We start from the raw sequence: 25,456 nt of genomic DNA, 5'->3' as shown, positions 1-25,456 counted from the left end.
AGAATTCTCCGGCGATTAGCGCACCAGTAACTGCAAATGTTCGATAACAGGCCCCAGCGCCAGCGCAGGGATAAAGGTCAGTGCGCCAATCAGCAGCACGGTGCCGATAATCAGCGCGACAAACAGTGCGCCGTGCGTCGGCAAGGTACCGGGGCTGGCAGGCTGGGTCTTGCGCGCCGCCAGTGAACCGGCAATGGCCAGCAGTGGGATAAAGGGGGCAAAGCGTCCCATCAACATCGCCGCGCCCAGCAGCAGGTTCCAGAACGGCGTATTGGCAGAAAGCCCGGCAAACGCGCTGCCGTTGTTGTTGGCCGCAGAAGAGAGCGCATAGAGCACTTCGCTAAAACCGTGCGGTCCCGGGTTAAAGATTCCGGCGCGCCCGGCATCGGTCATCATCGCCAGCGCCGTACCCAACAGCACCAGAGACGGGGTAATCAGGATATAAATCGCCGCCATCTTCATTTCCGGCACGCCGATTTTCTTGCCCAAATATTCCGGCGTGCGACCAATCATCAATCCGGCAATAAACACTGCCAGCAGCACGTTCATCAGCATGCCGTACAGCCCCGAGCCCACGCCGCCAAACACCACTTCACCCAGTTGCATCAACCACAGCGGAATCATCCCCCCCAGTGCGGTAAAGGAGTCATGCATGGCGTTGACCGCCCCGCACGATGCCGCCGTGGTGATCACCGCAAACAGGCTGGAATTGAGAATACCGAAGCGGCTCTCTTTCCCTTCCCAGTTCATCGCGCTGTCGGCGCCAAGCAGCGTCAAATGCGGGTTGCCCTTCACTTCCGCCAACATGACCAACACCGCCGCCACCACAAACATCAACGTCATGGCCCACAACAGGGTGCGTCCCTGCGCCCGGTTGCGTACCGTTTCGCCAAAGGTGAAACACAGCGCGGCCGGAATCAGGAAAATCGCCAGCATCTGGACAAAATTGGTTAACGCGGTGGGGTTTTCGAACGGGTGAGCGGAGTTGGCATTGAAAAAGCCGCCGCCGTTGGTGCCGAGCATTTTGATCGCTTCCTGCGACGCCACCGGCCCCATCGGCAGCGTCTGCTGCACGCCTTCAAGCGTGGTGAGCGTCAGGTAGGGGTTAACATTCTGAATCACTCCTTGGCTTACCAGAAATAACGCCATCAGCAGCGACAGCGGCAGCAGCACAAACAGCGTAATACGCGTCAGATCGCGCCAGACATTACCGAGTTCATCGGTGCTCTGACGGGAAAAGCCACGCATCAACGCAAACAGCACCGCAATCCCGGTCGCTGCCGATAAGAAATTCTGTACTGCAAGCCCCACCATCTGGCTGAAATAGCTCAGGGTGGATTCCCCGGCGTAGGATTGCCAGTTGGTGTTACTGACAAAACTGATGGCGGTGTTCAGCGCCAAATGCCAGGACAAGCCGGGCAACTGCTGCGGGTTATAGGGCAAGCTCCCCTGCGCCATCAACAGTGCTACCAGAAAGCACAACCCAAGGGCGTTAAACAGCAGAATGGCGCACAGATACTGACGCCAGTTCATCTCGCTGTCTGACGCGCCGCACACGCGCCATATCCCGCGTTCGAACGCCGCCACTCCGGGTAAAGCGCGATCGAGCACCATCCCCGTCATCAACCGACCTAACGGCTGGGCCAGCAGCAATAATACGGCCAGAAAACTGGCCAGAAGTAAAAACGCATTGGCCGCCATTAGAATTCCTCCGCCCGAAACAGGGCATAAAACAGATAGCCCAGTAACAGAAATACCAGCACGATGCCGGTCATCAGTCCCACATTCACGGTTTATCTCCCCGCGTTTATTGAATGTGGCTCGAGTGTAGGAAGTGGGGTGTAAAAATGTCGTTAATATCTCAGGCGGGGGTGTAAAAAAGGTATAAAAATGCAGGAGGCACAACCCGCTCAATCAGCATCGATGAGCCGGTCGATTTAGCACCAAGAAATCACAGCAGGCCTTGCAGCGCAGGCGCCGTCATACTGGCATCAAACGGGATGATGTCTGCGTTGGCCAGGCCCAGTTTCTGAAACGGATCCTGGCTAAGGCGCGCCTGCAACTGTTCGAGGCTGTCGCTCTTTGCCAAAATGACACCGCCAGTGCGCGGAATGCGGCGGCCTGATGCGAGAAAAATACCGTCGGCATAGCCCTGTTTCAACCATTCAACATGGGCAGGAATCTGTTTATCAATCGCCTCAAGCGGCTGCACATACGTCAGTACCACCACATAAATCACACTCATTGCAAATTCCATGTATTGCGTCAGGGATAATGCAAGGCTACTCCTCGACAGGGGAGGCATGAAGCGCTTTTTGGTGGAAAATTAAGGCGTATACCATTTCCTCTATGCGGACTAATAGCGTGAAGGCCAAATCTCCTCAGGCCGTTTACTCAACGCCTTAGCAATCAACCGTTCGCCTTTGGGCCAACGTCGCGCCAACGCGTTTGCCAGTGTTGATGACGCCAATCCCGCCTCTCGGGAAAGTGCAGACAGTGTTGTACCTTGCTTTTTCAGCGCAGCAATAATATCTGCCGGGTGCCAGTCCTTACCGTCCATTACCATCCCCCGATGTTATTATGTGCAAATGTTCAGCATATCTAAACAACGGCGATGTTAAGTAATGCTAAACACTAAGTCAATATCGATTATCGATGGTGCCATGATGCTACCTGCTCGCCTTAAATCCGCCCGCCTGCATGCCAAGTTGACTCAGGAAAAACTCGGAGTCCTCGCGGGTATCGAAGAAGCGACCGCACGGTCGCGCGTCTCTCAGTATGAAAGCGGCACCTATCGCCCCACCTTCGAGATGATGTGCGCCTTTGCCCGCGTACTTGGCGTGCCGGAAAGCTACTTTTACACCGTCGATGATGACTTCGCGGAACGCATTTTGCAGTTGTATGAAAGTGATGGCATACAACAAGAAAAGAAGGCATAGGAGCCGCTTAAAGCTCAAATGCGTAAAAGTTTAGGGTGCGAACACGTGGAGGGGGAGCAGCGTAGGTAATGACATCATGCCCGTGGATGGCTCATGCCAGGATCACGGGCAAAAAAAAAAGACCTTTCGGTCTGTTTTTTAACGCGTTGCAGAATGATAGTACATTCCACACATCACATTTTGGAGCGGGAAACGAGACTCGAACTCGCGACCCCGACCTTGGCAAGGTCGTGCTCTACCAACTGAGCTATTCCCGCTTAGGAAGTGCATTTCTACTAATCGTAACACATTGAATATACTAAACTTATTCAATATTTCGTGCTAGCGGTGAGCATTATGTACCAATCATTTCAGGCTGGCAAGCCCTTTTCAGTGAAAATGCGCGCAAGTGGTCATTCCCTGCGCGCTGGTGCTCAACGCCTGCTAACTCAATACTCGCGTGAAAAATCAACCTCGCCGCGCAGCGCCACACCCTGAGAGTAACGTTGCAAGTTATCCAGGAACAGATCCGCCATCAGCGCAGGCACCATCGGTCCTGCAATATGCGGCGTCAAGGTCAGTTGGGGCGTTAGCCAGAAAGGGTGTTCCGGCGGCAGCGGCTCCTGACGAAAAACATCCAGCACCGCTCTCGCCAGTTTTCCGGCACGCAGCGCCGCCACCAGATCGTCATCCACTACCGACGAGCCGCGCCCCACGTTGATAAATACCGTGGAGGATTTCATGCATGCGAACAAATCTGCGTTATACAGGTTCTGCGTTTTCGGCGTATCCGGCAGCAGATTCACCACATAGTCAGCCTGCGCCACGTCGTGCGCCAGCGCGTCAATCCCCGACACACGCGCAAAACCGGGCAACGCCCGCGGTGTATTGACAATGCCATGTAGCGTTACGCCAAACGACCGCAACATGGCGGCCACCTCGCCGCCAATATCGCCCGCGCCAACGATCAATAAGGTTTTTCCCGTCAATAGCCCGGACAGGTGGCGATCCCACTCCTGACGTTGCTGCTGCGCCTGCAATGCGAACAAGCGCTGCTCATGGGCCAACAGATGCGCCAGGATGTATTGTGCAATCGGCTGACCAAACACCCCGACGGCGCGACTCAAACGGTAGTCTTGCGGGAGATCCGCTGCAAGCAGCGGCTTGAAGCCAGCCCAGGTAGATTGCAGCCATGCCGGGCGATGCCCAGCAGTCAGCAGCGATACCGCCCGGTCCGGCTCACCAAGCCAAATGTCACAGCGTGCGACGGCATCTTCTCCGTCATCAGGAAGGCAATAGGCCAACCCCGACGCTTTGGTGCTTAACAGCGCACGCAGCTCCTCTGCCCGAGATTCCAATAAAAGAATCGCCCCCATTTCTCCCCCTCGCGTTATCAACGGTAGCCGTAAAAAAAACCACAACTACCCTACCCGTAGCGAGAAGTCTGTGGCAACCCTTTCAGCATGCAGGCTCGTTTTCTGACAGACGTCACTCTTCTTCTTGTGATTCGCCAATGTGGTTGACCATGTCCAGCAACATGGTGGTGACATGGTGATCCGCCACGGTATAAAAAATCTGGCGTGACCGACGCTCCCGCTTCACCAATCGCGCTCCGCGTAGCAGACGTAAATGGTGGCTCACCAGTGACGGTGAAAGCGCCAGATTTTGCGCAATATCACCGACTGCATGTGGTCCCGTCAGGCAGAAATGCAAAATGCGCAAACGGGTAGGATCGCCCATCAGACGAAACGTTTCTGACAGGATGGTAGTTTCATGCAGAGAAAGCATGGCATGACGACTCAATGTGCGTGCCCTCGCGTAACAGATGTGTCCGTATCATGATGATGAGATTGATCGCCATGATGTTGATGTGTTTCCTTGAAGGGTGACAGGCTGCACCTACAGGCCGCCTCATCTTCATCACCCCAGTCAATGGCAACCGTTGCGTGTTCTACGTGAAAACGGTCATAAAGCTCGCGCTCGACCTGCCGAACCACCTGACGCACGTCCGCCCCCTCTTTGGCGCGTACATGCAATGTGGCCAGGGTGCGCCCCGACGTGATCATCCACACGTGCACATGGTGGATATCTGCCACTCCCGCTACGTTGTCTTTAAGGTAGCGTTCAATCTCTTGCGGCATAGCATTGGCGGGTGCCCCTTCCAAGAGTATGTGCAGCGATTTTTTCAATAACGCCCATGCGCTGCGCAAAATCAGCACGGACACCACCAGCGACAGGATAGGGTCAATGGGGGTCCAGCCGGTAAAATAGACCACAATAGCCGCCGCGATAGCACCGATGGAACCGAGCAGATCGCCCATCACATGCAGTGCAGCGCCTTTGATATTGACATGCTCGCTGTCGCCGCGCGTCAATATCCAGAACACCACAATATTTACCAGCAGCCCGATCGCTGCCACGACCAGCATCGGCCCCGCCAGCACCTCATGCGGCTGGCGAAAACGCAGCCACGCTTCATAAGCTATCCAGATGACGATAGCAAACAGCGTCAGCGCATTGATAAAACCGGCAATGACTTCGAAACGCAAATAGCCAAAGGTGCGCTTGGTGTCTGCATTACGACGGCCAAAACGAAAGGCTGCATAGGACAACGCCAGTGCAGCGGCATCCGTCAGCATATGTCCCGCATCCGCCAGCAGCGCCAACGAACCGGAAAGCACTCCGCCCACAACTTCCACCAGCATAAAGGTAAAAGTAATCACAAAAGCGATCAGGACCTTGCGCTCATTCGACCGCGTTACCGTCGGCGCATGGTCGTGAGCATGATCATGGTGAGAATGGGACATTGTACCTCTCCTGCCTTTAGATAATTTAATATATGAATAGCTATTCACATATTAAAAGTCAAGCAATGCAAACAGGTCACCGGCAGCCATTCTCACCGTGCTCAACCTCGTCATTCTCATGCCAGACAGGCATCAAGGTCTCATTTCAAGGCATGCAGCTGTTGATGGATCTCCGCCAACACGCCGTTCGCACGCTGATACTCTGCCCGTTTTTTACTGGCGACGTCGTCGAGACTTTTGCGCGCGATACGCAGCGGCAACTGACATACGCCATCGGGTCGCAATTGCCCCCCCACGGAGAGCCAAAAGTTGTCATAATCGGCATGAAAACTGGTTTTCTTTTTACGCCAGTAGCGCCAATTCTGATAAACATGGGTATGATTTCCCACCGCCACCATGCACTCCACCCCCAACAACTCGCCCAGTGCGCAGGCCGTTTCCAGTACCAGTCGTTTGGGGAACAACCCATGGCAATCACGCGTCACCTGCGAGATGCGCGCCTTCTGCTGTTGCAAGTGCCGCGTTGGCCCTTGTAACCCACCGATAAATAACGCTCTCTTTCCTTCGAACTGCACTACCGTCATGGTCATGCGCGCCAGTGGCATCCCTTCAGTACACAACTGAAGCGTTATCTCTCCCTCTTTATCCAGTGATGAGTGGGAACCTAATAGCAACGCGTAAGCGTCACCGCTTTTGCCCTGCAAATTGACGATAGGGACACCGCCGGGCGTCAGCATCAGGCGACGTAACGTTGGGTTGGCACAGGCAACGGCATCATAGTGATAACACAGCGCGGCCAAGGCGTGGCGTGCAGAAAAACGGCTGGAGAGGTACGGCCGTTGAAGTTTATCGGGCAGCGCCATTTGGGCATACAGCATCTGCGCCCGCTGCGGATGGCTGGCAATGTAGTCGAGCCAGTTAAGCGTCAAAACAGGGTGAAGGAGCGAGCGCGCCAGAAATTTAAGACGGTAGGCGGGCTTTAGCCAAACGCTCTTCTCATCAGGGTGAATATCACCGCGCAGCAGATGACTCAGTAACTGCCAGCGGTTCATCGGAGATGATATTTCATCAAAGGTTGCAAGTGCCATAAGAGATAATAGTGTTGATTTGGAAACAGACCCCTATCTCTATCAGTCGTTGGCTAAACCGTTATGCAATCATCTTTCAGGAAGCAACCCCACCCTATGTTTGTTTACGATTGGTTTATTAAAAAAGCCGCTCCCGACAGTATTAACGCCAGGCGCAGCTTTTTTGCAGTATCAGACGCGATACTCGGGTGATACCGTTTTTTGTTAATCCAGATCTTGCCCGTTGCTGGCGATCACTTTCTGGTACCAGGCAAAGGATTTTTTCTTGCGCCGTTCCAGCGTGCCGTTGCCAAGATCGTCACGATCGACATAGACAAAACCGTATCGCTTGCTCATTTCCCCGGTCGACGCCGCGACCAGATCGATGCAGCCCCAGGTGGTGTAGCCGATGACCGGGATACCGTCATCGATCGCATCGCCCATGGCGCGGATGTGTTCACGCAGGTAGCTGATGCGGTAATCATCCTCAATCTCGCCGTTGGCATTGATCTCATCACGTGCGCCCAGACCGTTTTCCACCAGAAACAGCGGCTTCTGGTAACGGTCATACATCATGTTCATGGTGATGCGCAGGCCAAGCGGATCGATGCCCCAGCCCCATTCACTGCGAGTAATATGCGGATTGGTAAGGGATTTAACGATATTGGCCGCGCTGCTGTTGTGCTCATTCATCTCCGCCGAGGCACAACGTGAGGCGTAGTAGCTGAAAGAGACAAAATCAACGGTGTTTTTCAGAATGTCAGCGTCGCCGTCCTGCATCTCGATATGGACACCTTTCTCGCGGAACACCCGCGCAGAATAGGACGGGTAAGCGCCGCGCGCCTGCACATCGATAAAGAACAGGTTTTCCCGATCTTTTTCCAGTGCCGCCCACACATCTTCGGGCTTACAGGACCACGGATAAAAGTTTCCCCCAGCCAGCATGCAGCCCACCTGATTTTCAGGATTCACCTCGTGCGCGATCCGGGTTGCCAGCGCGCTGGCAATCAGTTCATGGTGCGTTGCCTGATACTTCACCTGATCCTGATTTTCACCCGGCTCGAACACCAGACCAGCACCGGAGAACGGACTGTGCAGCAGGATATTGATCTCGTTGAACGTCAGCCAGTATTTCACCAGACCATCGAACGCTTCAAAGCAGGTGCGCGCATAGCGGGTGAAAAACTCCACCATCTTGCGGTTACGCCACGAGCCATACTCGGTAACCAGATGCATCGGCACATCGAAATGGCACAGCGTCACCAGCGGTTCAATACCGTATTTGCGGCATTCACTGAACACCGCATGATAAAAGGCGATACCGTCCGGGTTCGGCGTCAGTTCGTCGCCCTTCGGGTAGAGGCGGCTCCAGGCGATAGAGGTACGGAACACGGTAAACCCCATCTCGGCCATCAGCGCGATGTCTTCCTTGTAGCGATGATAGAAATCGATCGCCTGATGGCTGGGATAGAACTCGTCGTCACGCAGCGTAAAACGCTTCTCTTGCCCCAGCTTTACCGGCAAACGGGCGGGGCCGTGCGGGATCATATCCACGGTGGTCAGCCCTTTGCCACCTTCCCGATAAGCGCCTTCTGACTGGTTTGCCGCCAGGGCGCCCCCCCATAAAAATCCGTCTGGAAATGTCGCTGCTGACATGTATCACCTTTTCTCTATACCAATATCGATTAACTAACGCTGGTAGCTTGCACCGGTTCACTCGCTTTGGCGTTAGCCGGACGCGATTCCTCTTCGGTTTCAGGAATATCCTCAAAGCCAAGGATAAGTGTCAGCACAAACGACAATACCACCGCCAAAATCATCACCGCCACCACCCACACAATGCTCATCGGGTTGGTCGGATCGAAGAACTGCACGCTGGTAAACAGTCCGGGCGACGCCATGGAGTGGCTGGCAAGGCCGCCAATTCCGGCTACCGCGCCGCAAATAAAGCCGCTGATCAGGCTGGCAATCAGCGGACGTTTCAGCCGCACCGCCACGCCGTACAGCGCAGGTTCGGAGATCCCGGCCACAATGGCGGAGGCCGCTGCCGCCAACGCCGTCTGGCGCAGTTCACGGTTTTTGGTGCGGAACGCCACCGCCAGCGAGGAGCCGCCGAGCGACAGGTTGGCACCGATTTCGGAAGGCATCACCATGCCCTCTTTGCCGGTTTCCGCAATGGTTTGAATGATGGTCGGGGTAAATACCCGGTGCATACCGGTCATTACCAGCAGCGGCCACAGCGCACCCATGATCGCCACCGATAACCAGCCCAGATAGCCGTGGATGGTGTAAACGATGGAAGAGATACCGCTGCCGATCCAGATCCCCAGCGGGCCGATAATCACAATGGCGATCGGCGCAGATACCAGCACGATCAGCATCGGTTTCAGGAAGTTCTTCGTCACCGCCGGCGTAATGCGATCGATGCCCTTTTCGATGTACGACAGGATCCAGGTCATGCACAGCGCCGGAATAACCGTATAGGTATATTTCACCGCCGTGACGGGGATAAACGCCAACTCGACCACCTGCCCTTGCGCCGCTTTCGCCATCAAATCGATAAAGTTGGGATGCACCAGCACGCCCGCAATGGCAATAGCCAGCGACATGTTGGTTTTGAATTTAAGTGCCGCCGAGGCCGCCACCATGATAGGCAGGAAGAAAAACGCACCGTCACCGATCACATTCAGGATCACCAGCGTCGAAGATCCCTTCTCGAACACGCCGAACATGTCGAGGATCATCGCCAGCAGTTTCACCATTGAACCGCCGATAATTGCCGGGATCAGCGGCGACATGGTGCCAATCAACGCGTCCAGAATGCCTGCGCCGATGCTTTTTAAGGTGATTTTACGTTTGGCATCGGGTTGCGTGCCCGCGGCGCCCGCCGGGCCAAGCTTCAACACTTCCTGATAGGCTTTGGCAACGTTGTTGCCAATAATCACCTGACACTGCGTTTCCGTGTTTACCACGCCCATCACGCCGCTGATGGCTTTGAGTGTCGGGTTGTCTACCTGCGTTTTATCTTTTACCACGAAGCGCAAACGCGTCATGCAGTGCGTCACCGCTTCAATGTTATCCAGTCCCCCCAGCGCATCCACAATAGCGCGAGAGACAGTTTCATAATTCTTAGACATAGGTTAGTTATCTCTTGGTGTCGGTGCGGAAAAAATCGCCATAGGGAACCGGTTCCACAAAATCATGAAACGTTTCACAGCGCCAAACAAGAGAGGAAAACGATTAATTTTCCTTTTCGTGATAATGATCACCTACCGTTAACAGGGCAGCTTCAACGAAGCTACTGAAAAGCAACGGCAAAATGAGTAGACTGTCGCAAGATAACCATTCAGCGGGTAACAGCACATGACAACCATACTTGAGGTGGCAAAGAAGGCCGGGGTCGCCAAATCGACGGTATCGCGGGTGTTGTCAGGTAACGGTTACGTCAGCCAGGAAACAAAAGATCGTGTATTCAAAGCGATAGAAGAGAGTGGCTATCGTCCCAATCTGTTGGCACGTAACCTCGCCGCGCAGAAATCACAAACCATTGGGCTGGTGATCACCAATACCTTGTATCACGGCACGTACTTCAGCGAGCTGCTGTTTCAAGCGGCAAAAATGACCGAGGCACACGGTCGCCAGCTGCTGCTGGTGGACGGCAAACACAGTGCGGAAGAAGAGCGCGCCGCGATTCAATTCCTGATCGACTTACGCTGCGATGCCATCATCATCTATCCGCGTTTTCTCACCATTGATGAAATGGATCAGATCATCAGCCAGCATAAACAGCCCATCATGGTGCTGAACCGCCGGTTACGGGTGAATGACAGCTACTGCATCTACTCCGATCAGCATGAATCCTGCCGCAATGCCGTCAACCACCTGATCGATCAAGGGCATCGTGAGATTGCCTTTATCACCGGCGCGTTGGATTCGCCCACCGGTATGGAGCGCCTCGCAGGCTACAAAGCGGCGCTGGAACAGCACGCTATTCCCGTGGATGAACGCCGTATCGTTATCGGTAAGTGGGCACTTACCAATGGTGTGGAAGCCGTCAATACTCTGCTCGACAATCAGGTCAGCTTTTCCGCGTTGGTCGCCAGCAATGATGATATGGCCATCGGCGCGCTAAAACAGCTGTATACGCGCGGGGTTGGTGTGCCCGAGCAGGTGTCGGTGATTGGTTTTGATGACTTGCCCACGGCCGCGTTTACCATCCCTTCGCTCTCCAGCGTGAAAATGCCGTTGGGTGAGATGATTCAAGAGATGATCAATCGGCTGCTGTCCATGCTGGATGGCGGGACGCTGAGCCAACGCAAAGCCTATCCGGCATCACTGATCCTGCGCGACTCGGTGACGACAGGACCGTTTTATCGCTAGTTTTTTCACCGATGCGGTGTTAACGATGTCGTGATATCATGCTGTTACGTAAGGATACGCGAAATCAAATCGATGTTTTTCAGCCGCCCCAAGACCCTCGGCGACCTGATCAAATCAGGCAGCCTTAAAAAAATCCAGCAGCGTATCGATGCTGCCAACTGCAATCAGCCTGATGAGCACGGCTACGCGCCGCTGCACTATGCCGTCACCTACCGCGAAGCGAAGATTGCACGCTACCTGCTGTCGCAGGGGAGCGAGCCGGTGATCGGTGAACAGGGCAGACACCTCCCCGCGATAAACGAGGTCGTCAATTCACTCTGTTTGCCGCTGATTGAAGCGTTTCTCGATTCCGGCATCTTCCTGCCAGAATATATCGATGGCTTACCGCTGCTGCACCATATGGTGCGACGTAAGGATCTTAAAGAGAAACACGTCGCGTTCTTTCTGCAACAGGGCTTGGATCTCAACACGATCGATACCCGGGCCAGCGGTAAAACGGTGCTTGCCTACTACCTGAGTCAGGAAGAAATCACCATTGATACCCTGCGTCTGCGTTGGCTTATTCGCCTGGGCGCTGACGTCAACCGGGCAGAGCAGCCATGGGCGACGCCGCTCTATTCAGCACTGACCAACGCTACGTTGTACAACACCCAGGATAAACTCAGTATTACCACCTTCACCAGCGTACTGGATGAGTTGGAAAAAGTCGGGCTGCAACACGACCTGGATTTGGACAGCTGCCATTATGCCGGTCTCGGGCTGGAGGCGCTCAAACGCGGGCACTTCGCCGGTTTTATCCGGCTGCTGCAAGCCGGGATCACGATTCCTGACGATGAGAAAGCGGAACTCATCGATTATCTCACCAGCAAAAACTTCCGGCCAAAGCAGGTAAAACTGATTTTCGAGTTGAACCAGAGCCAAGGGCATGAGCTTCCCCTCAGCATCCTGATCCATGATTCGCGAACCATCCGGCAGATCATTGACGAATTACCGCATGATGCCCCCGATATCAACACCATGTTTATCGATATCGTCACCGCAACCGGTCTGCGTCGGGATGAAAAACTATCCCTGCTGGGCACCCTGCTGGACAAAGGTGCCGATATCAACACCTCGGGGGCGTGGTCCCATTTTCAAATCAGCGCGCTGCACATCGTCACCGGTTGGCCTGACAACGTGGAGCATAGTCAGGCCCTGCTGAGCTGGCTGCTGGAGCGCGGTGCAGCCATTGAATGTCACGGCCTGTCAGCGTTTTATCTGGCGGTGTGGTTCGGTCACATGGAGACCGCCAATTTACTGGCAACGCGCGGTGCCAATCTCACCTGGATCGATTGTAAACAGGGCACGGTGTTCTCTTACCTTTTTACCCAGAACCCCAACGGAGAACGGATGCGCCTGAGCAAAGTCTCCGCCGTGCTGCGCCGTTTACAGGGGATCTACCGCAGCAAAGGGCTGCCATTGCCACTCGCAGAGCCGTTTAATTATAACTCGCATGACTACGCGCCGCTGAGCACCACCCACACGCTTGCCGCGTGCATTGCGCTGTACGATGCCGAGTATTTTATTCCATTGGCGCGCACCTTGTTGGATATCGGGTGGCCGCTGAATGCCGAGATCAGAGACGAACATTTCAACGGCAATATGATCGCCTATTGCCTGGAATATGCCAAAGCCGGCGAGGATATCAGCCCGCTGCTCGATAACCTGCCAGAACCCCTTGATGTTACCAGCGAGATCTCTGGCGATCCGCTACAGCGCGCCATCGGTTCCCGCGTGGAGCTGGAAACCGTCAAGCGCCTGATCGTCGGTAACGATCCGAATCGCATTATCGGCAGAGAGATCAAGAACAATAGCATCGTTTATGCTGAACAACCGTTGCTGATCTACGCGATGGATCGTGTGAGTGGCAACAGTGATAAGATCACACCGGAATACGCCTATGCCGTGTGCAACATGCTGCTGACGGCGGGTGCCGATCCCAACTGTACCGCGAAGCGTCGCTTCACGCCTGAGTTCGATCATCGCAACGGGGTGATGCGGTTAGAAAACAGTGCGCTTGAATGGGCTATCATGCAGGAGTACTTCGACATCTTTACCCTGCTGCTGGATCACGGTGCCGATCCGGCTCGCCGCACCTGTATCAAGCAAGAGCAGTTCGTCCATTTTGCCTGCACCCGGCTGAGCGGCAGAGCGGAATCGACCGTGACCCCGTACCTTGATGAGCTGGAACGGCGTGGGCTGCTGGACCTTGAAGCGAGAAGCGGCACCGAGGCGACGCCGCTGCTGATGGCGGTGTCCAAATGCCAAACGCCGCTGGTGCGCTATTTCCTCGAGCGTGGCGCAAACCCTAACGCCGTCGGCGGCTTCGATAATTCCGCCGCCTTGCACCGCGCACTGAGCAACTGGGGGTGGGTAGATAAAGTCTCGCGCCGCGAAACCGTAGAGCTGCTGTTAGCGGCCGGAGCCGATTGTCATTGGGTCGATCCCGATGGCGACTATCCTTTGATGTGCGCCGCCGGGTACGGGAGCCTGGCCGGGCTAGAAGCGCTATTGGCGCACGGCGTTGACACCCGTCAGGCGAATGCGCAAGGGCGCACCGCCCTGCATGAGGCGATAGCACGCGCCTACAGTTACGACACCTACCCCGATGACGAAGAGACGGAGGCAGAGCATAGCTTCGATCCAGAATTAAAAGGTGAGATCGTCAAGCGTCTGCTCGATCATGGCGCGGATATCAATGCCGCCGATGAGGATGGCGACACGCCGCTGATCTTCGCTCTACGCGCCAACCGGGAATCGATTGTCCACCTGCTGCTGGAGCGCGGTGCCGACGCGCAGCAGCCCGATAAGCTTGGTCGAACCCCGTTGATGCTGGCCGCACAATACTGCGCCGCCCCTTATTTCGACCTGCTGTGGGCGCGCCAATCCACGTCAACAATCCGCCACCAACGCGCCAACAACGGCGATAACCTGCTGCACGCCATCTGTCTGCGGCGTCATAGCGACACGGCACAAGCCCAGTTCAGAACCGTGCTGCTACACGGTGAGGTTGCCTATCAGGCTAACGAGCGGCGTATCACACCGCTGCACTATGCCTGCTATCTCGGGCATCAGGCGATTGTGACACTCTGCTGTGAGCAAGGGTTTGACGTCAATGCGCCAGACGACGGTGAAAATACGCCGCTGCATACCGCGTTATTCTTCGATGAAGACGAGGTTGAAGAAGAGGACGTCATCCAGATGGTCACCAGCCTGCTCACCGCCGGCGCGGACCCCAATCGGGCCAATGCCGCCGGGGAAACACCGCTGATGATCGCCTCACGCCGCAACCTGACCGATTGCGTCTCGCTGATGAGCATGATGACGGCAACCGCCCACGGGTTTGGTGCGGCTGGGCCGAGGTTGTCGTGACGTCAACGGTTGGCAGATAACACCATAACGGCAATATCAGTGCTGATGAGCGCTGATATCTGCCGGTGGAAAGATTATTTAAACCACTATCGAAATATTATATATTTATAATTAAAGTTACATTTAAAATAGCCAATACCCAAGCAAAAAACGAAACAACAGATAAATAAAACCTAAAATAAAATCGACAAGGGTTGACGAAAACCAAATCAACTTTAAAGTGGTGATTGCACGCTGCGAGGATATGAAATTTGCCATATCTACGTTAATCATGCCGTATGAAAAAACCGGAGGTTTTATGCATGCAATCGCTGATGAAAGAGTCGCTAATGAAAAAGTAATAACGCCATCAATACAGTTACATGAAAATTTAATGGCGTTAAGCAAAAGCGTAAAAGGAATAATTCCTGGCATTTCGGCCACACACGTCAATGATATATTGCAGTTAACTATTTCCCCAATGGCACTGGCTTGGAATTGGTCGAAAGGATTCAACTACCGACCACAATGATGTAGTGACCCCTTGATTCCCTAATAAAAAATAGTTAAATAGTTTTTTATGGCCCACAGGGTGAACCTCAGGGATGAGGTTCATTAATTCTGATGTACATCCAATACCGTTAATACCTCAACTTTACGCTGGAATCCGTTGCCGATGATCTTAAATGCGTTCACCAACGATATAAAGCAAAAACCAGCAGCGGCACTTTTAGCCATTATAATTACTGCTATTAGTTTGGTGACGACATTTCTTATCGTTATGCTCTATGTTACAGATCGTGATATTGAACGGGGATTGCCGGAGCATCAGCGTTTATATCGCATTGAAAGTCAATTCAATCTCCCTAATGGCGATATCGTTCGCTCAGCGCAGGTTCCTTTTCCGCTGGTGGAGGCATTACAGAAACATCCCAATATCGAAAGCGTCGGATACGCTTACCGGTTGCATACCCACCTACGCCGCAAAGGAAGCGTTATTCCCCGCGTTGCGGTATTTGCCGTTACTCCAACGTTTATGGCACAACTGCATCCCTACCGTGAAGATTTGCCAGCACCAGGCCCCCATGACATCTACATCACTGCCGATTTTAATCGCCACTATCTTGGATGGGATGATCCACTTGGCAAAACCGTGGACTTGGGAGAAAGCGGCCAGTTCACCATCAAGGCTATCGTGGAACCCCACCCAGACAGCAGTCTGCAACTGCCCGCCACGATCGCCTTCACCCCCGAACGGGTAGCGGGATACCCCGACAAACGTCTGGATTGGTATGACAGCCATGTCTATGCTTTTGCTCGCCTCCCCCCCTCCCAACCGCATTTTGATCAACACCTGCTGGCTAACATTGTCGCCAATCATGCACCGCAGATACCCGGAGCACCTTTTACGCCCTCGTCGTTTCTGACGTTCAGCGCCAAGAACATCCTCGATATGCACTACGACGATGGCTACGCCGATGAATTCGTCAAGACGCGTGACAAGTCATTGCTGCATACGCTGTACACCGCGGCACTGTTTGTTCTGTTCACCACAGTAGCCAATTTTTTCAACATCAACGGTATTCTCAATGCCGCCAAACGCCCCAGCCTGCATATCAAACGCAGTCTCGGCGCTTCAGGTACGCAGATCCTGACAGAATCACTGAGCGTGTTCTTGCCGCAGTTCCTGACAACGGTGGCTCTGGCGACCTTACTGCTTGGTGCCCTGTTACCGCTGTCAGTCGACGTGAGCGAGTTGCTCCTTCATCAACCAATGACACGCATGCTGACGGTATTTTTTGGCGTCGCGCTGTTCATTGGCGTGATGATGCTACTCTCACACCTGCTGAGCCTCTGTTTCTTCCTGTTCGGCAACCCGGCCTCACAGACCCCAAATCGCTATGAAACGCTGAGTATTTATTACCTCAACCGCATGATGCTGGTGGTACAACTGCTGGTAGCCGGTACCACCGTTTATCTGTGGGCGGGTGTGATGACGCAACAGCATAAGGCGCTGCATGCAGAGGTGGGTTACCAAAAAGCACACCGCCTGACGTTCGCGCTTGATGAAGGGTTTTATACACTCAGCAGCATACGCAAGTTACAACATCAACTTCAGGAAAACCTAGGCACATCGGCTTTCAGTTTGAGCAGTTGGCAACCGTTTGATATGTCGCGCCACATACTCAACGTGCAGCACGCGCAACAACAGGTACAAGACCAATTTACCGTTATCAATACCCTTTCTGCCGACAAATACTTTGCGGAGGTCTGGGGATTAAAAACGCTGGCAGGCCAGGAGAATACGCTATGGGCCAGCACCGATGACGGCGTATGCCACGCCATCGTCACCCGCGCCTTCGTGGATGCTATGGGGCAGAAAACAGTCGATGAAGTGCTGAATACCCGCTACTACATTCCCTTTCCGGAAGGACAAAAAGAACTTCGGGTGTTACGGGTAGTGGAAAACGTCGACCTTGGAGAACACCTCTCTTCGCCCCAGCCTTTGCTTATCTTTATCAACGATCGCCTGGAAAAATTCGCCACAGTGGCCTATTCGAACGATCAACAGGAGGCCCCTCTTGTCGCACTGATCAAACGCCATGCTCCACCGAACTTATCTCTGCAAACGGTACAGGCGCTTCATGACCGTCATTTTCATAACGATTCACAGATGCTCAACGTCATTACACTCACCGCGCTGTTGGCGTTGATATTAATGGTTATCAGCACCTTGGTGATCAGCCTATCAGACGCTCAGCGGCTAGACGGCACACTGAAAATCATGGAAGCGGTGGGAGGTTCTCTTGCGACAAATATGGTGTTTTTTCTGCAACAGCATGTGCTGCCCATAGTGTTCTCTTTGCTGGCGGCGCTGGCCTTGGGATACCTGCTGCTCGGGCGCTGGCTACAGCAGTATGACACCGTTGCCGGACTGGTCTATGTCAATGCGTTTGCGGCGCTGCTGTTGCTGGGACTCACGGTGACGGCCATTATGGCACTGTCACTGGTGTTGCACGATGGCAGGGTGACTCGCCCGTGGTTAAGGCGAGGGTAAGCCGCTATGGACATTCAATTAGACCCTAAATCCACGCGACATCGCGCTGCCAAAGGGATCGTCGGCCTGGCACTGGTGATTTTCGGCCTGTTATGCCTGTGGCTTTTCAACCTGGCTACCGCAGAAAAGGTAACGCGAATGCCGTTTACCCAGGTGACGCTGCACGTCGCCCAGCGCGGCATATTTACCGATACGCTGGTGACACGGGCGGTGGCTATCCCGCGTGAAAGCGTGATTATCGCCTCTGAACGCGGCGGTACGGTTATTGAGGTGCGCCAAAGCGCGTCCAGCGACGTAAAAAAGGGAGATGTCATTGCCCGATTGTCGAACGACGACTTCGTATTGCAGGTCACCTCGCGTATTGCCGATGTGACTGAACAGACCAACAACCTGCGCAATATGCGCAGATTACTTGAGAAGGATGACCTCGATACGCGTCTGGCACGGCAAGATTCACGTTTTCATCTGGAGAAAACCGATAAAGAAGCGGCGCGTAAAAAGACATTATACGAGCGCGGCATCCTGGAAAAAGCCACCTATGAACAACTGCTGGATGAACTGGCGCATTGGAAAACACGCTACGCTATTTTAACCACGTATCAGGAACGGCAAGACCGTATGCTACCGAGCGAGCTTGCTGAAATCGCGGCCTCGGTCAAGCACCTGGATACCTTGACGCGTTTAATTGAGAGCGGCTTGGACAAGCTGGTGATTACCGCCCCGATTGACGGCATCCTGTCACCGCTGACCATCAAGATGGGCCAGCAAATCAAACCCGGTGAAAAAGTTGCCAACGTAGACAACCCGCATAGCTATTATTTTGAAGCCTCGTTTAGCGAATATTATCTGGATAAAATCCGGCCGCACGATCGTGTCACCGCACACTATGCAGACATTGATATTCCTCTGATCATCGCCTCCGTCTCGTCCGTGGTAGAAAACGGTAAGTTCATTGCCACATTGACACTTGCTCACCCACAACAACTTTCATTGAAACGCGGTCAATCCCTCGATCTGCGCGTTTCGCTCGGAACTCAGCCAGATGCATTACTGATTCCCACAAAAGCCGTCTTTTTAGAGACCGATGAGACGTGGGTGTACCGCTATGATGAAAAACACCATCGCGCGCTCAAAACACCCGTGGCGATAAAACGTCAGGGGGAAACGCAATCGGAAGTACTGAATGGGCTGTCTGCTGGTCAACAGGTTGTGGTCTTTACTGGCAGCAACGTTGAAAAATCCAACATTATCGAGTTTGAATAAGATGATACAACTGGAAAGCGCAGAAAAATTTTACACCACTCGAACCCTGAAAACGCTGGCGTTGCGCGACATCAATCTTGGTATAGCGGCGGGAGAGTTTGTCTCCATTATGGGGCCATCAGGTTCGGGAAAAACGACGCTGCTCAACGTACTCGGCATGTTTGAGCCGCTCGATGCAGGCCGATTGCAACTGGCGCAGCACGACATTACACGGATGAACCACGGCCAAAAAATAGCACTGCGCCGTCAGTTGATCGGTTACATCTTCCAGTCATTCAATCTGATTGATTTCATGTCGGTATATGAAAATATCGAGCTGCCGCTCAAGTACCGTAACGTCGCCAAATCTGAACGAAAGGCACGCGTCAAACAAACCCTTGAGCAGTTTGGTTTATCCGGCAGAAGCGCGCACTATCCTGCCCAACTTTCAGGCGGTCAGCAGCAGCGGGTTGCCATCGCCCGCGCCATGATTTCGCGGCCGACATTGATTTTGGCCGATGAACCGACGGGCAATCTGGATAGCAATAACAGCAACACCGTGTTGAAGCAGTTAAAAGAGATTAATCAGACCGGTACTACCGTTGTCATGGTCACACATTCCCCCGAGGCATCAGCCTATGCCAAACGACACTTAATGATGAAGGACGGTTATCTCACATGACATAGCAAGGAGAGACATCATGAATGGAATCATACCCATTATGCAGATTGATACCGATATCACATCAGCACTGAGTACCGACGATCTCGAAAAAATCGCCACTCAAGACTATCGGCAGATGAGCGCCTACCTGATTGGCAAAATCCCGGCAGACGCGTTACTCAGTAGCGAAGAGTTGCATATTTTCCACACCGAGCAGCAGCAAAAAGCCACCGCCCAGCCAGTGGCTGCCAAGAAGTTGGTGGTGGTATTGAAAGCCACTCGCCTGTGTAACTTGCGTTGCACTTATTGCCACTCTTGGGCCGAGGGGCCAAACCAAACGATGCGGTTTGAGATATTGGTGCGAACTGTGCGGAAAATATTAGCCATCCCCACCATCAAGCGCTTTGAGTTCGTTTGGCACGGTGGCGAAGTGACGCTGCTTAATCCTCTTTTTTTTCAAAAGCTACTCTGGCTACAGCAACAATTCAAACAACCAGAACAGCACATTACCAACTCAATGCAATCAAACGCGGTGAATATCTCTGATGAATGGTTAGCCTTTATCAAAGGAATCGGCATGCACGTTGGTATTAGTCTGGACGGTATTCCTGCCGTTCATGACTCACGTCGCGTCGATTATCGCGGTAGAGGAACCGCACAACGCGTCGCTGAGGGAATCAAAAAGCTCAAACAACATGCCATTCCCTATGGCGCACTGATCGTAGTTGACCGCCACGTCTATCAAACGGATCTGCGAGACATGTTCGATTACTTCGGCAAGATAGGTCTTAATGACATCGAATTTCTTAACATCGTTCCTGATAATCGCATCCCTGCCGGAGGGGAAATCGACGAAAGTTACATCACTTATGCCGAGTTTATCGCGTTTCTGGATCGGGCATTTACGCTTTGGTGGGATGACTATCGCACCGTTTTACATATTCCACAGTTCAGCGATTTTATTCGAGCCATCAAGAACCCAGGAACGAAACTGGCCGCCTGCTACTGGTCAGAAAATTGTTCTCAGGAGGTCATTACCCTGGAACCCAATGGAGACGTCTCACCGTGCGACAAATATGTGGGCGATGCGGGGAGTCATTACGGCTCGTTGATGAAAACGGATTTGGCAGAGCTGCTGGCCTATTCGGCCCATAATCAGGCGGCAAAGCGTGAGGAGCAGGAAGCCTTCAAAAAAATGCGCCAGTGTCGTTGGTTTTCCCTCTGCCATGGGGGATGTCCACACGATCGCGTGATTAATCGACGGCACGTGGCTGGTTATCAGGATAACTGCTGCGGCACGGGTAAACTGTTGGCAACCATCGAAGGCTGCCTGAATAAGGAACGTCGTGCTACCCCGAAAACAGGGCATAACCCGTCCTCACCTTCGGGTCTCATCTCATCATAGCCCGTCTCGCCCGTCAGCGAATGGCGGAAGGCAAGCAGCCAAAGCGGGTGCGAAAGCGCTCAGAAAAGCGCGCCCGCGATTGATATCCGCAGGCCTCGGCGATACGCGGAATGCTCCAGGCGGTGGTTTGCAGCAGCATCATGCCGTGATGCATACGAATATCACTCAGGATCGTTTCAAAGCGCTGTTGCTCTGCGGCAAGACGCCGCCGTAGGGTGGCTTCGCTCATCGCCAGCTCTCGCCCGGCTTCTCGCGCTGTCCAGTGCCGATGCGGCGCACCGCCCATCAGCGCTTGCAGACGCGCTACCGTGTCATTGTGCCGTGGCAGGCGGAATAGATGACCGCGCTCAGCCAAGGCACTCAGCAGTTCCAGTAACCGGTAGGTGAGCCGCTCATCGCTCACCGGCTTGATCGCTACGCTTTCAATCAGATGCCATAACGTCGATGCCACATCGTCATCCAATGACATCACCTGAAAAGGCGCAGCAGCGGTGCTATCACCGCCCGCCACAGCAGAAGAGGCCGCTGAGTAGTTTTCCAATAGCGCGTTTGCTATCGTCATAAATACCGAGCGGAAACAGTGCTCAGCCCCTCCCGGTGTTTTCACCACGTCCACACAGGAACCGGCTTCGACCAGTACCAACGCAGGCCGCTTAGCATCCACCAAGACCTGATGTCCCTCGAATGCTAAGCGCATCTGCCCTGATACCACCAGTAGTACGGTTGCCTCATGAAACTGGAAACGGGCCGTTTGCTGCGGCTGCCGCAGGCAAGGCTGCGCCAGTGCGCACAAGCCATGTCGCACTACGGGCGAGGACGAGGGCAGCCGCCAGCGCTCGCGCCCCTCCCCCTGAAACACCGGTAGTGTCAGCGCTTGCCCAGTGTGGTTCACGCCACAGGCACCGCAGGATTCAAACTGTAAAGCCCGGTCAGGCTGGCTTTCGCCAATACCGGTGCCGTCGCCAGCGCCGCGCGCACGTTCGCGCCATCCAGCGGTCCGTTCACGCCCAGCGCAGGAACGGCCAACGCATAAACAGTGAAAATATAGTGATGCACTAGCGCATCATTCCACGGCGGGCACGGGCCGTCATACCCGTAATAGTCGCCCTTCATCTGCTCATCCCCGGCAAACCAGGCCGTGTAATCATTAATACCGTGTTGGCCTTCACCGGGTGCAACAGGGCCCGGTTTTCCACGCGGCGTAACGCCGTTTGAATGCGCCCCCGCCGCAATCTCCGTCACGGTTGGCGGAACATCAAGCAGCAACCAGTGGAAAAAATCGATGCGCGGCAAGGACGCAGACACTTCTCGGCCTTCCTGATTAACATCATCGCCTTTGCTCGGCACATCGGGATCGTGACACACAATCACGAAGGATTGCGTGCCCGGTGGAACATCGCGCCAGGCGAGATGCGGGTTGCGGTTCGATGACAACGCAACGTGTGCTGCGCGGTCTGGCACGGCAAACGCGAATTCACCCGGTATCGCCTGACCATCCTGAAAGCTTTGACTGATGAGTTGCATGGAAAACCTCGTCCTGTGGAGTAATGAAATACCGCACCGGCCACTTTACCGGTGCGCAGTAAGATCATAATAGTGGATTTGGTTGCCCCCGAGGTGCCTTATCCAATCAATACACTGCCAAAACCAATCAATATGATTGGCTTTGGATTGGTGCTCGAAAAAGGCTTCCTGTCACAACACCGTTGTGCACGCCAAGGTTCGCAGAACAAAATCAGCACGCGCATTCACGCTGGCTTTAGGCAGCAGCGACACCTCATAGCCTAGCGTCGGGTAGACCTCTTGCAATCGCTCAAATTCAGCCACGGCAGCATCCATACTGTGGCGTCGGTCGCCGTTCTGCACATAAATCTCAGGCCAGGGGGGAACAAGAAACACCCGTGAGTGATAACGATAGCGTGATGCAAGCGTAGTGAGTACCGGTTCACCGGTTATTGCCTGAAGTGTTGCCGCTGCATCGATTAATCCGCGATCAAAAAATACCCATGACCGCCCATCGCTTCTCACCTGAGCATGGTCATCCACAGAGAGCGTTATCGCCCGACGTAAAAACGCTTCCATGTTGTTCCACGGCACCGCATCACCGCCCGAAGACGTTGCTTCACGCACGATGCGCTGGCCGGGTTCCTCAACAACGGCATAACCACGCCGGTGCAGTTCTGCCAGCAGCGTGGTTTTGCCACCGCCAGAACACCCGGAAAGGATGACGAAACGATCCATAGGATGCCTCATAGGCAATAGGGATATGAGAAAAATAAGGAAAAACAGAATATTAGCTGCAATCAGCAACAATCAGGCGAAAAAACGGGGATGTAGACAGAACAGAAAACGATGGGACAAACAGAAGAAAAACTTGGAGCGGGAAACGAGACTCGAACTCGCGACCCCGACCTTGGCAAGGTCGTGCTCTACCAACTGAGCTATTCCCGCTTAGGAAGGCCACACCAGCAAGCGCTGCTGTGAAAACCGATCGTGAAGCTGGTTACCTAAACTTTCACGCTGGAAAGTTTGGAGCGGGAAACGAGACTCGAACTCGCGACCCCGACCTTGGCAAGGTCGTGCTCTACCAACTGAGCTATTCCCGCAGGAATAACCATCTTCACACGCACCACAAATCTGCTGCGGTACGGGGTGCGAATTATACGAGAAATCGTTGCCGCCGCAAGCCCCTTACCGCGAAAAAATGACTGACTGCCGATAAAAACAGCAATTTCGCCATCAGCCGGGCAAAAAAACGCCCATAACGACTACAGACGGATAAAATGCTCGCGGTAGTAAGCCAGTTCGGCCACAGAGTCACGAATATCGTCCATCGCCTGATGTGTTCCCTGTTTTTTCAGCCCGGCCATAATCTCGGGTTTCCAGCGCCGTGCCAGCTCTTTCAGCGTGCTGACATCCAGATAGCGATAGTGGAAATAGGCTTCGAGCGCAGGCATATAACGAAACAGGAAACGGCGATCCTGCCCAATGCTGTTGCCGCAAATCGGGGATTTCCCGGCGGGCACCCACTGCTGCAAAAACGCAATGGTTTGTAATTCAGCCGCGTGTTCATCATAGGCACTGGCTTTAACCCGTTCGGTCAGGCCGCTGGCACCGTGGGTACGCACGTTCCAGTCATCCATCAGCGCTAACTGAGCATCGGATTGATGTACCGCGATCGTCGGTCCTTCGGCCAACACGTTGAGATTGGCATCGGTCACCAGCGTCGCGATTTCGATAATGCGATCCTGCTCCGGGTCCAACCCGGTCATCTCCAGGTCGATCCAAATAAGATTGTTTTCGCTTACCTGACTATTTTCAACAGACATACATTTACTTCCTTTTCCAGCTATCCCCAGGGAAGCAGGAATAACAGGCATCAGTTAATTAAAATCAAATAGCGTGTATTATAGTCTCTTCAGCCATCGTGGGCGATAACCACAGTTCAAGCGAGGCTCAGTGAGCAAAAATAAACTGTCTAAAGGACAGCAACGTCGGGTAACAGCGAACCACCAACGTCGTCTTAAGCATAGAGAAAGTAAAATCGAATGGGATGACAACCAGTTGGAAGAGCCGCAAGAAGGCATCATTATCAGCCGTTTTGGTATGCATGCGGACGTGGAAGCCCAGGGTGGCATTATCCACCGCTGTAATATTCGTCGTACCATCAAATCACTGGTGACGGGCGATCGCGTGGTATGGCGCGCCGGTAAAGAGACTCAAGCGGGTATCAGCGGTATCGTCGAAGCGGTGCATCCGCGCGAGTCAGTGCTGACGCGCCCGGACTTCTATGATGGCGTTAAACCCATTGCTGCCAATATCGATCAGGTAGTGATTGTTTCCGCGATTTTGCCTGAACTGTCGCTGAACATTATCGACCGCTATCTGGTGGCTTGCGAAACGTTGGAAGTCACACCATTGATCGTCTTGAACAAAACCGACCTGTTGGATGATAAAGGTCGCGCGTTTGTGGATGAACAGATGGACATCTACCGTGCGCTACACTATCCGGTCATCATGGTGTCGAGCCACACCCAGCAAGGGATGGAAACACTGGAGCACGCTTTAACGGACAGGATCAGCATTTTTGCCGGTCAATCCGGGGTGGGAAAATCCAGCCTGCTGAACGCATTGCTCTATCCTGACGCCGCCAAAATTCTGGTCAACGACGTGTCCGATGCGTCCGGACTGGGCCAACACACCACCACGGCAGCCCGCTTGTATCACTTCCCGCACGGCGGCCATGTCATTGACTCCCCCGGCGTGCGCGAATTTGGTCTGTGGCATCTGGAGCCGGAGCAGGTCACACAGGGCTTTATTGATTTCCGGCCTTACCTCGGCACCTGTAAATTCCGCGATTGCCGCCACGATAACGATCCCGGTTGCGCGCTGCGTGCTGCCGTCGAGCGCGGCGATATTGCCGAACAACGTTTCGATAACTATCACCGTATTCTGGAGAGCATGGCGCAGGTAAAAACGCGTAAAACCTTCTCTGATTCTGATACGGACCGCTGACTTTTACCGC

22 protein-coding genes, 3 tRNA genes and 1 pseudogene are annotated in these 25,456 nt (G+C 53.8%); 9 read left to right on the top strand and 17 right to left on the bottom strand.

All coding sequences use genetic code 11. From position 1 onward, the window contains the following. Positions 1–15 precede the first annotated feature (15 nt). From kdpA to J5069_RS13815, 4 genes are all read right to left on the bottom strand, one after another. The gene (kdpA, locus tag J5069_RS13830; RefSeq protein ID WP_264644434.1) at positions 16–1,701 is read right to left on the bottom strand and encodes a potassium-transporting ATPase subunit KdpA; all 1,686 of its coding nucleotides are present in this window, start codon (positions 1,699–1,701) and stop codon (positions 16–18) included. Further along, the gene (gene kdpF / locus J5069_RS13825) at positions 1,701–1,790 is read right to left on the bottom strand and encodes a K(+)-transporting ATPase subunit F (protein WP_196907966.1); all 90 of its coding nucleotides are present in this window, start codon (positions 1,788–1,790) and stop codon (positions 1,701–1,703) included. Before kdpF ends, kdpA begins: the two co-directional genes overlap by 1 nt. A gap of 161 nt (positions 1,791–1,951) precedes the next feature. Further along, positions 1,952–2,245 carry a YciI family protein gene (locus J5069_RS13820; protein ID WP_264644433.1) on the bottom strand — a complete coding sequence of 98 codons (294 nt, stop codon included), beginning with the start codon at positions 2,243–2,245 and terminating at the stop codon, positions 1,952–1,954. A gap of 111 nt (positions 2,246–2,356) precedes the next feature. Continuing rightward, positions 2,357–2,560 (bottom strand): helix-turn-helix domain-containing protein, encoded by a 204-nt coding sequence (locus J5069_RS13815; protein WP_264628730.1) that lies wholly within the window; start codon positions 2,558–2,560, stop codon positions 2,357–2,359. Between the two features lie 106 nt (positions 2,561–2,666). On the opposite strand from J5069_RS13815, the gene J5069_RS13810 reads away from it, so the two are divergent. Then, positions 2,667–2,939 (top strand): helix-turn-helix domain-containing protein, encoded by a 273-nt coding sequence (locus J5069_RS13810; RefSeq protein WP_264628731.1) that lies wholly within the window; start codon positions 2,667–2,669, stop codon positions 2,937–2,939. Between the two features lie 181 nt (positions 2,940–3,120). Here the strand turns inward: J5069_RS13810 and J5069_RS13805 are convergent. The 7 genes from J5069_RS13805 to ascF form a co-directional block, all read right to left on the bottom strand. Further along, positions 3,121–3,196 (bottom strand) — tRNA-Gly (locus J5069_RS13805). Positions 3,197–3,367: 171 nt separating this feature from the next. Continuing rightward, on the bottom strand, positions 3,368–4,294 hold the full coding sequence (locus tag J5069_RS13800; protein ID WP_264644432.1) for a D-2-hydroxyacid dehydrogenase: 927 nt from the start codon (positions 4,292–4,294) through the stop codon (positions 3,368–3,370). Positions 4,295–4,406: 112 nt separating this feature from the next. Then, the gene (locus J5069_RS13795; RefSeq protein ID WP_264644764.1) at positions 4,407–4,706 is read right to left on the bottom strand and encodes an ArsR/SmtB family transcription factor; all 300 of its coding nucleotides are present in this window, start codon (positions 4,704–4,706) and stop codon (positions 4,407–4,409) included. A gap of 11 nt (positions 4,707–4,717) precedes the next feature. Then, on the bottom strand, positions 4,718–5,725 hold the full coding sequence (locus J5069_RS13790) for a cation diffusion facilitator family transporter (protein ID WP_264644431.1): 1,008 nt from the start codon (positions 5,723–5,725) through the stop codon (positions 4,718–4,720). A 140-nt stretch (positions 5,726–5,865) separates the two neighbouring features. Further along, a complete protein-coding gene (locus J5069_RS13785) occupies positions 5,866–6,777 on the bottom strand; it encodes a VirK/YbjX family protein (RefSeq protein WP_264644430.1) in 912 nt (303 codons plus the stop codon). A gap of 240 nt (positions 6,778–7,017) precedes the next feature. Continuing rightward, a complete protein-coding gene (locus J5069_RS13780) occupies positions 7,018–8,448 on the bottom strand; it encodes a 6-phospho-beta-glucosidase (protein ID WP_264644429.1) in 1,431 nt (476 codons plus the stop codon). Between the two features lie 29 nt (positions 8,449–8,477). Then, a complete protein-coding gene (gene ascF, locus J5069_RS13775) occupies positions 8,478–9,929 on the bottom strand; it encodes a PTS cellobiose/arbutin/salicin transporter subunit IIBC (RefSeq protein ID WP_264644428.1) in 1,452 nt (483 codons plus the stop codon). A 226-nt stretch (positions 9,930–10,155) separates the two neighbouring features. Between ascF and J5069_RS13770 the strand changes: the two genes are divergently transcribed. The 7 genes and pseudogenes from J5069_RS13770 to darE all read left to right on the top strand — a co-directional run. Then, the gene (locus tag J5069_RS13770; RefSeq protein WP_264644427.1) at positions 10,156–11,172 is read left to right on the top strand and encodes a LacI family DNA-binding transcriptional regulator; all 1,017 of its coding nucleotides are present in this window, start codon (positions 10,156–10,158) and stop codon (positions 11,170–11,172) included. A gap of 72 nt (positions 11,173–11,244) precedes the next feature. Then, positions 11,245–14,583, top strand: a complete 3,339-nt coding sequence (locus J5069_RS13765; protein ID WP_264644426.1) for an ankyrin repeat domain-containing protein — start codon at positions 11,245–11,247, stop codon at positions 14,581–14,583. A gap of 298 nt (positions 14,584–14,881) precedes the next feature. Further along, positions 14,882–15,094, top strand: coding sequence for a hypothetical protein (locus J5069_RS13760; protein WP_264644425.1), 213 nt, complete (start codon positions 14,882–14,884; stop codon positions 15,092–15,094). A 144-nt stretch (positions 15,095–15,238) separates the two neighbouring features. After that, positions 15,239–17,620: a darobactin export ABC transporter permease subunit gene (darB, locus tag J5069_RS13755; RefSeq protein WP_264644424.1), complete on the top strand. Its 2,382-nt coding sequence runs from the start codon at positions 15,239–15,241 to the stop codon at positions 17,618–17,620. Between the two features lie 6 nt (positions 17,621–17,626). Further along, positions 17,627–18,883, top strand: a complete 1,257-nt coding sequence (darC, locus tag J5069_RS13750) for a darobactin export ABC transporter periplasmic adaptor subunit (RefSeq protein WP_264644423.1) — start codon at positions 17,627–17,629, stop codon at positions 18,881–18,883. A 1-nt stretch (position 18,884) separates the two neighbouring features. After that, positions 18,885–19,544: an ATP-binding cassette domain-containing protein gene (locus tag J5069_RS13745; protein ID WP_264644422.1), complete on the top strand. Its 660-nt coding sequence runs from the start codon at positions 18,885–18,887 to the stop codon at positions 19,542–19,544. 19 nt (positions 19,545–19,563) lie between these two features. Beyond that, positions 19,564–20,859 (top strand): annotated as a pseudogene (darE, locus tag J5069_RS13740) (darobactin maturation radical SAM/SPASM protein DarE); the annotation flags it as partial. A gap of 85 nt (positions 20,860–20,944) precedes the next feature. Here the strand turns inward: darE and J5069_RS13735 are convergent. The 6 genes from J5069_RS13735 to orn all read right to left on the bottom strand — a co-directional run bounded on the left by J5069_RS13735 (position 20,945) and on the right by orn (position 24,260). Further along, complete coding sequence (locus J5069_RS13735) at positions 20,945–21,823, bottom strand: helix-turn-helix transcriptional regulator (RefSeq protein WP_264644421.1); 879 nt, start codon at positions 21,821–21,823, stop codon at positions 20,945–20,947. After that, on the bottom strand, positions 21,820–22,455 hold the full coding sequence (locus J5069_RS13730; protein ID WP_264644420.1) for a YbhB/YbcL family Raf kinase inhibitor-like protein: 636 nt from the start codon (positions 22,453–22,455) through the stop codon (positions 21,820–21,822). The genes J5069_RS13735 and J5069_RS13730 overlap by 4 nt, the downstream gene beginning before the upstream one ends. 171 nt (positions 22,456–22,626) lie before the next feature. Next, on the bottom strand, positions 22,627–23,172 hold the full coding sequence (locus J5069_RS13725; protein WP_264644419.1) for an AAA family ATPase: 546 nt from the start codon (positions 23,170–23,172) through the stop codon (positions 22,627–22,629). A 134-nt stretch (positions 23,173–23,306) separates the two neighbouring features. Further along, a tRNA-Gly gene (locus J5069_RS13720) sits at positions 23,307–23,382 on the bottom strand. Between the two features lie 79 nt (positions 23,383–23,461). Continuing rightward, positions 23,462–23,537 (bottom strand) — tRNA-Gly (locus tag J5069_RS13715). A 162-nt stretch (positions 23,538–23,699) separates the two neighbouring features. Continuing rightward, positions 23,700–24,260, bottom strand: a complete 561-nt coding sequence (gene orn / locus J5069_RS13710; protein WP_264644418.1) for an oligoribonuclease — start codon at positions 24,258–24,260, stop codon at positions 23,700–23,702. Positions 24,261–24,390: 130 nt separating this feature from the next. On the opposite strand from orn, the gene rsgA reads away from it, so the two are divergent. Beyond that, positions 24,391–25,446, top strand: coding sequence for a small ribosomal subunit biogenesis GTPase RsgA (rsgA, locus tag J5069_RS13705; RefSeq protein WP_264644417.1), 1,056 nt, complete (start codon positions 24,391–24,393; stop codon positions 25,444–25,446). Positions 25,447–25,456: the final 10 nt, after the last annotated feature.

Origin of the sequence: Candidatus Symbiopectobacterium sp. NZEC127, from assembly GCF_025962675.1 — a bacterium.
Taxonomy (GTDB): domain Bacteria; phylum Pseudomonadota; class Gammaproteobacteria; order Enterobacterales; family Enterobacteriaceae; genus Symbiopectobacterium.
The sequence above is the reverse complement of the archived record's forward strand: the minus strand, read 5'-3'. Positions and strand labels throughout refer to the sequence as shown.

What these genes read in the sequence shown, in the direction of transcription:
- kdpA (WP_264644434.1), bottom strand. Translation starts at nt 1,701, where the DNA reads ATGGCGGCCAATGCGTTTTTACTTCTGGCCAGTTTTCTGGCCGTATTA.
- J5069_RS13820 (WP_264644433.1), bottom strand. Translation starts at nt 2,245, where the DNA reads ATGAGTGTGATTTATGTGGTGGTACTGACGTATGTGCAGCCGCTTGAG.
- J5069_RS13815 (WP_264628730.1), bottom strand. Translation starts at nt 2,560, where the DNA reads ATGGACGGTAAGGACTGGCACCCGGCAGATATTATTGCTGCGCTGAAA.
- J5069_RS13810 (WP_264628731.1), top strand. Translation starts at nt 2,667, where the DNA reads ATGCTACCTGCTCGCCTTAAATCCGCCCGCCTGCATGCCAAGTTGACT.
- J5069_RS13800 (WP_264644432.1), bottom strand. Translation starts at nt 4,294, where the DNA reads ATGGGGGCGATTCTTTTATTGGAATCTCGGGCAGAGGAGCTGCGTGCG.
- J5069_RS13795 (WP_264644764.1), bottom strand. Translation starts at nt 4,706, where the DNA reads ATGCTTTCTCTGCATGAAACTACCATCCTGTCAGAAACGTTTCGTCTG.
- J5069_RS13790 (WP_264644431.1), bottom strand. Translation starts at nt 5,725, where the DNA reads ATGTCCCATTCTCACCATGATCATGCTCACGACCATGCGCCGACGGTA.
- J5069_RS13785 (WP_264644430.1), bottom strand. Translation starts at nt 6,777, where the DNA reads ATGAACCGCTGGCAGTTACTGAGTCATCTGCTGCGCGGTGATATTCAC.
- J5069_RS13780 (WP_264644429.1), bottom strand. Translation starts at nt 8,448, where the DNA reads ATGTCAGCAGCGACATTTCCAGACGGATTTTTATGGGGGGGCGCCCTG.
- ascF (WP_264644428.1), bottom strand. Translation starts at nt 9,929, where the DNA reads ATGTCTAAGAATTATGAAACTGTCTCTCGCGCTATTGTGGATGCGCTG.
- J5069_RS13770 (WP_264644427.1), top strand. Translation starts at nt 10,156, where the DNA reads ATGACAACCATACTTGAGGTGGCAAAGAAGGCCGGGGTCGCCAAATCG.
- J5069_RS13765 (WP_264644426.1), top strand. Translation starts at nt 11,245, where the DNA reads ATGTTTTTCAGCCGCCCCAAGACCCTCGGCGACCTGATCAAATCAGGC.
- J5069_RS13760 (WP_264644425.1), top strand. Translation starts at nt 14,882, where the DNA reads ATGCATGCAATCGCTGATGAAAGAGTCGCTAATGAAAAAGTAATAACG.
- darB (WP_264644424.1), top strand. Translation starts at nt 15,239, where the DNA reads ATGATCTTAAATGCGTTCACCAACGATATAAAGCAAAAACCAGCAGCG.
- darC (WP_264644423.1), top strand. Translation starts at nt 17,627, where the DNA reads ATGGACATTCAATTAGACCCTAAATCCACGCGACATCGCGCTGCCAAA.
- J5069_RS13745 (WP_264644422.1), top strand. Translation starts at nt 18,885, where the DNA reads ATGATACAACTGGAAAGCGCAGAAAAATTTTACACCACTCGAACCCTG.
- J5069_RS13730 (WP_264644420.1), bottom strand. Translation starts at nt 22,455, where the DNA reads ATGCAACTCATCAGTCAAAGCTTTCAGGATGGTCAGGCGATACCGGGT.
- J5069_RS13725 (WP_264644419.1), bottom strand. Translation starts at nt 23,172, where the DNA reads ATGGATCGTTTCGTCATCCTTTCCGGGTGTTCTGGCGGTGGCAAAACC.
- orn (WP_264644418.1), bottom strand. Translation starts at nt 24,260, where the DNA reads ATGTCTGTTGAAAATAGTCAGGTAAGCGAAAACAATCTTATTTGGATC.